The sequence below is a fragment of the Zhongshania aquatica genome (assembly GCF_027257955.1).
Taxonomy (GTDB): domain Bacteria; phylum Pseudomonadota; class Gammaproteobacteria; order Pseudomonadales; family Spongiibacteraceae; genus Spongiibacter; species Spongiibacter aquatica.
This window is the reverse complement of record NZ_JANZNQ010000061.1, coordinates 1-4,643: the sequence shown is the minus strand read 5'-3', so window position 1 is coordinate 4,643 and position 4,643 is coordinate 1. Positions and strand designations below refer to the sequence as shown.

Genomic DNA, 4,643 nt, shown 5'->3' with positions numbered 1-4,643 from the left:
GGAACGGCAGATCAACTGCACGCTCTGGCTGTGGAATGTAAGTATCCAACGCCTCAACCAACTTAGCTACTGCAGTAGTACCTAGCTCGTTGTCGTCTTGACCGTTCAACGCCATCAATGCAGAACCCGCAATGATTGGGGTGTCGTCGCCTGGGAATTCGTACATGTCGAGCAGCTCGCGCAGCTCCATTTCTACCAATTCAAGCATTTCGTTATATTCTTCGCTGCCCACGCCGCCGCAATCTTCAGCAAGCAAGTCAGCTTTGTTCAGGAATACAACAATGTAAGGTACGCCAACCTGACGTGACAACAGGATGTGCTCACGGGTCTGCGGCATTGGGCCGTCAGTCGCACCACATACCAGAATCGCGCCGTCCATCTGCGCAGCACCAGTAATCATGTTCTTAACGTAGTCAGCGTGACCCGGGCAGTCTACGTGAGCATAGTGACGAACCGATGAATCATATTCAACGTGTGACGTCGCAATAGTAATACCGCGCTCACGCTCTTCTGGTGCGTTATCGATACCATCAAACGCCACTGCCTTACCACCATAGACTTCCGCACATACGCGCGTCAGGGCTGCTGTCAGCGTGGTTTTACCATGGTCAACGTGACCGATGGTGCCCACGTTCAAGTGGGGCTTATTACGTTCAAACTTCTCTTTAGCCATTGCGACAGTCTCCTAGCGGACTTTTTCGTCAAGTCACTATTTTCGTCAAGCCACTACAAAAAGACAAAAGCTGACCAAATCAGCTTTTGTCGCCAAATTTTAATGGAGCTCATGACCGGAATCGAACCGGTGACCTCTTCCTTACCAAGGAAGTGCTCTACCGACTGAGCTACATGAGCACCGAAAACTCTTTCAAACCTGCCCAAACTGGAGCGGGTAGCGGGAATCGAACCCGCACCATCAGCTTGGAAGGCTGAGGTTCTACCATTGAACCATACCCGCTGAAACTTTTATCTGCTGGCAAGTCTTACAATTAATGGTGGTGGGGGGTGGATTCGAACCACCGAAGCTCGCGCGTCAGATTTACAGTCTGATCCCTTTAGCCACTCGGGAACCCCACCCCAAGAGAACGGAATATTTTCTACCGAGCCAAATACTTAGCCATCAATCTTAGACTGATTTACAAGTATTTAACGGCTCACTAGAAAAATGTGTGGAGCTGGCGAGAGGAGTCGAACCCCCGACCGGCTGATTACAAGTCAGCTGCTCTACCAACTGAGCTACGCCAGCTTAGCTACCACGTCGCTTCCAAACGAGGCCGGCATTCTAGTCTAACTCTCGGTAAGACGCAATCAGATTGCAGCTTTTTTTCTCCAAGCGCTTGTTATTATCTACATTTTTTTCCATCGCTTGCTTTGCAGATCGATAGTCATCAACGCTATCAAGACGCGTGTAAGCCATCCAGTAGCGCTCAGTCTCTTTTGCTACGCGCTTCACTGCAACATCATACTTTTTCTTGCGCAATCCTTTTGCGTGTATTTCAGCTCGCTCTTCAGTAGTAAAAACTCCTAAAGAAATAGCATTTTGTAATTCACCTGAACGGATAATGAAATTATCAACTCGCTTTACGCGCAACTCAGCACTCATTTTTGCCGCTGCATCAAATGAGCGGTAGGGGCCAAGATACACCCAAAAATCAACACCTCTTTCGTATATCTCGACGAATTCCTGCGCTCCGTCTACCAATGCTGCATCCCTCTGCAATTCATCTCTACTTTTATAAGGGCCCAGAAGCAGGCAGTCTGACTCCACATTTAATGCGGACACCACCACTTCAGGCAAAACAGCGCTCTCCGGAATCTTTTCTATGTCTGATTTTTCCTTGATGCCACCGCCAACCTCTGACAACAGAGAAATATCATGACGCCCTTCGTTAACCGAAATTGGGGCAGTAGCTAACGACCGCGCGTCGCTGCGGTGACTTATATAAAAAACCACATTGATGGCTAGTAGTAATAGAAAAAACCAACGCACCCAACTCTCCCTGCCTATGCCTTGGCCAGCACTGGCGCCAAACCGTCTAAAACCAAATCTTCGTTATATTGCCACGCCTCGGCCATTTCACCGGCCAACTTTTTTAATGTTAAGCCATCACCACCGGTAATAAATACTTGGTACCGACTGCCAACTACTATTTCAGCCTCTCTAAATGCGACAATGACCGCTCCAACCAAACCCAACCACTTTCCATTATGCACACATGACCCGGTATTCGAACCCGGCGCCATACTTTGCCCAACTTCGTCGCCAAATCGAACCTTTCCGGTACCCTCGGCAAGCACTTTTAACATCAAAGACGCCCCTGGCAAAATATAGCCGCCACGATGACGCCCATCACCACCTATGATATCAATGGTAAGCGCTGTACCCGCATCAATAACAACACATGCAGACCTGCACATACGATAAGCAGCAACCATTGCCAACCAACGATCCACCCCCATTCGCGCGACATCTTGGTAGCTATTCACAACCCCCGCACAAGATGCTTGTGATACAGCGAATTCATAGGGAATACCACTCGATGCTAATATCGCTCTCAACTGATCTTCGCGCTCGGCATAAGCAACCGATGCAACACGGACCAAACTGTCACCAGCATTTAATAATTGGCCTAAACAATCCACTCCGCCAGCAAGTCGCCCATAAGCTATTATCTCCGCGCCCCTCAATCGTCGCCACTTTATTGCCGTATTACCCACATCTAACTCTAAGGCTTGCTCCACGCTAGAGGCCTCGCAAACTAACTTCGCCACCGTTAAACACTCGCTCACCCGCAGCGGTCCGCAAACGTAGACCACCTGTGTGATCCAAACCAATTACTGTGCCTTCTATATAGGTATCGCCCAACTGGACTTTAACGTCACGCCCCGCAAACGCATCATGCCTGGACCACTCATCTTTATGTATGCTAAATCCGCCCAGAGAAAACTCCCTAAAGACCGAGTGTAATTCGGACATCAATTCAGCGACCAACTTATTCCGATCCACAACACCTATAATTTGGGCCAAATCCGTCCACGGCTGAGAAATATCAGCAACAGCAGCGCCAGTCATGTCAACATTTAAGCCAACACCAACAATCACCTGGCACATACCCGCAGGATCGCCCTGCATTTCCAATAATATACCAGCCAATTTTTTATTATTGTGCAAAACATCATTGGGCCACTTTAACCCCAAGCCCTCTATCCCCAGTTTGGTCAGCGCACGGACTACGGCCAAGCCAACCGACAAACTAAGGCCCTCAAGTGCCGACGCACCAGACTGAAACCCCCACACTTGAGATAAATATATATTACGACCAAATGGACTCAGCCACTGACGGCCGCGACGCCCTCGTCCCGCGCTTTGTTGCTCAGCTAGGCAACAATACCCATTCCAGCGCTCTTCTTTAATCGCCGCGCCTGCAGCATTATTGGTGGAATCAATGATAGGAAGTATCTCTAACTGTCCCAAAGCATCACGCGCCCCAGAGGAGAGGAATTTTTTTATCTTGTCGCTATCAAGAAGATCCAGTCCGCCAATAAGCCTGTAACCCCTCCCCTTTACAGATTCGATGTTTAACTGAAGGCTTTCAAGTTTTTGTAGCTGCTTCCAAACAGCCGCTCGGCTAACTCCAAGGTGAGCGCCTATCTCTTCTCCAGAATGATAGTTACCGTCTGCCAATATACTTAGAATTTCCACGCTATCCACACTTTCAGCCATAAATTAATGGACGGAATAATAGCAGAATATTACCCCACAGGGCCGCGCCCCAATAATTGACAAGGACGGATCACCTAATATCTTCACAGGCGAAATAAATGCTGAATATAAAATGGGACTACCTTCTTTTCGGAAAGTAAGTGGACTGGCCATGATTTATTGCGCTGTAGAAATTACAGGACTTCATACCGTGTTAAAAGCCGTGAATTCGAAAGCTTGATAATTAGCAAAAGCAGACACGCTGTCTACCCTGAACTTAGCAGAAGTTAGTGCAGTTTCTGCCAACAATGACTGCAAATTGCTCTCAATCAAAAATAAGTTTGTAGAAGCTGAACCCTACTCGAAGCTCAATTTAGTGAGCTTGATGCGGTACTGACAAGCCACCGCTTTGAGGCGAAGCCAATTAACTTAAATGGTTAAAATGAGTGTTCGGTAACTAATTAGATGACGTAAAGCCCCAGTAGGTCTTCCTACTGGGGCTTTCTATTTTCAGGTAGTGTTTTTGATCAGCGCCCTATAAAAACCGAGGCTCTCACCCCCCATGACCGAAGGGAATGCTTTGGGTATCTGCCCCTTAGGGCTTCGTCGCTATCGTTCCTCGTCCAAACCTCGTTTTTTCAGAACAGAGGTTTGTCGCATGAGCCGTGTAGTAACAGTTGATAATCACCATCCACAACCATCCCGAAGGGTGGTTGAACGTCTGCATTATTCAAGACGGGCCGAAGGCCGAGCAACGGTAGTTGCGAGTAAAATAAAACAAAACCCTAGTAGATTTCTCTACTGGGGTTTTCTTTTTTTAGAAGCCTGGCGATGACCTACTCTCGCATGGGGAAACCCCAAACTACCATCGGCGATGACACGTTTCACTTCTGAGTTCGGGATGGGATCAGGTGGTTCCATGTCTCTATGGTCGCCAGGCAAA

Annotated in this window: 4 protein-coding genes, 4 tRNA genes and 1 rRNA gene; all 9 read right to left on the bottom strand. The window is 48.2% G+C overall.

The window, feature by feature from the left end; genetic code table 11:
* Nucleotides 1–673: GTP-binding protein (locus O9X78_RS20410; protein WP_269621384.1), on the bottom strand; the 673-nt coding region annotated here is incomplete at its 3' end.
* A 103-nt stretch (nucleotides 674–776) separates the two neighbouring features.
* Nucleotides 777–852: transfer RNA gene (locus O9X78_RS20405), tRNA-Thr, on the bottom strand.
* 29 nt (nucleotides 853–881) lie between these two features.
* Nucleotides 882–955 (bottom strand) — tRNA-Gly (locus O9X78_RS20400).
* A gap of 35 nt (nucleotides 956–990) precedes the next feature.
* Nucleotides 991–1,074, bottom strand: a tRNA-Tyr gene (locus O9X78_RS20395).
* A gap of 93 nt (nucleotides 1,075–1,167) precedes the next feature.
* A tRNA-Thr gene (locus O9X78_RS20390) sits at nucleotides 1,168–1,243 on the bottom strand.
* A 36-nt stretch (nucleotides 1,244–1,279) separates the two neighbouring features.
* Entirely contained in the window at nucleotides 1,280–1,987 is a 708-nt protein-coding gene (locus tag O9X78_RS20385) for an SPOR domain-containing protein (protein ID WP_269621537.1), read from the bottom strand.
* A 14-nt stretch (nucleotides 1,988–2,001) separates the two neighbouring features.
* The gene (locus tag O9X78_RS20380; protein WP_269621536.1) at nucleotides 2,002–2,769 is read right to left on the bottom strand and encodes a type III pantothenate kinase; all 768 of its coding nucleotides are present in this window, start codon (nucleotides 2,767–2,769) and stop codon (nucleotides 2,002–2,004) included.
* A complete protein-coding gene (gene birA / locus O9X78_RS20375) occupies nucleotides 2,741–3,700 on the bottom strand; it encodes a bifunctional biotin--[acetyl-CoA-carboxylase] ligase/biotin operon repressor BirA (protein ID WP_269621535.1) in 960 nt (319 codons plus the stop codon). Before birA ends, O9X78_RS20380 begins: the two co-directional genes overlap by 29 nt.
* Before the next feature lie 823 nt (nucleotides 3,701–4,523).
* Nucleotides 4,524–4,639, bottom strand: a 5S ribosomal RNA gene (gene rrf / locus O9X78_RS20370).
* Nucleotides 4,640–4,643: the final 4 nt, after the last annotated feature.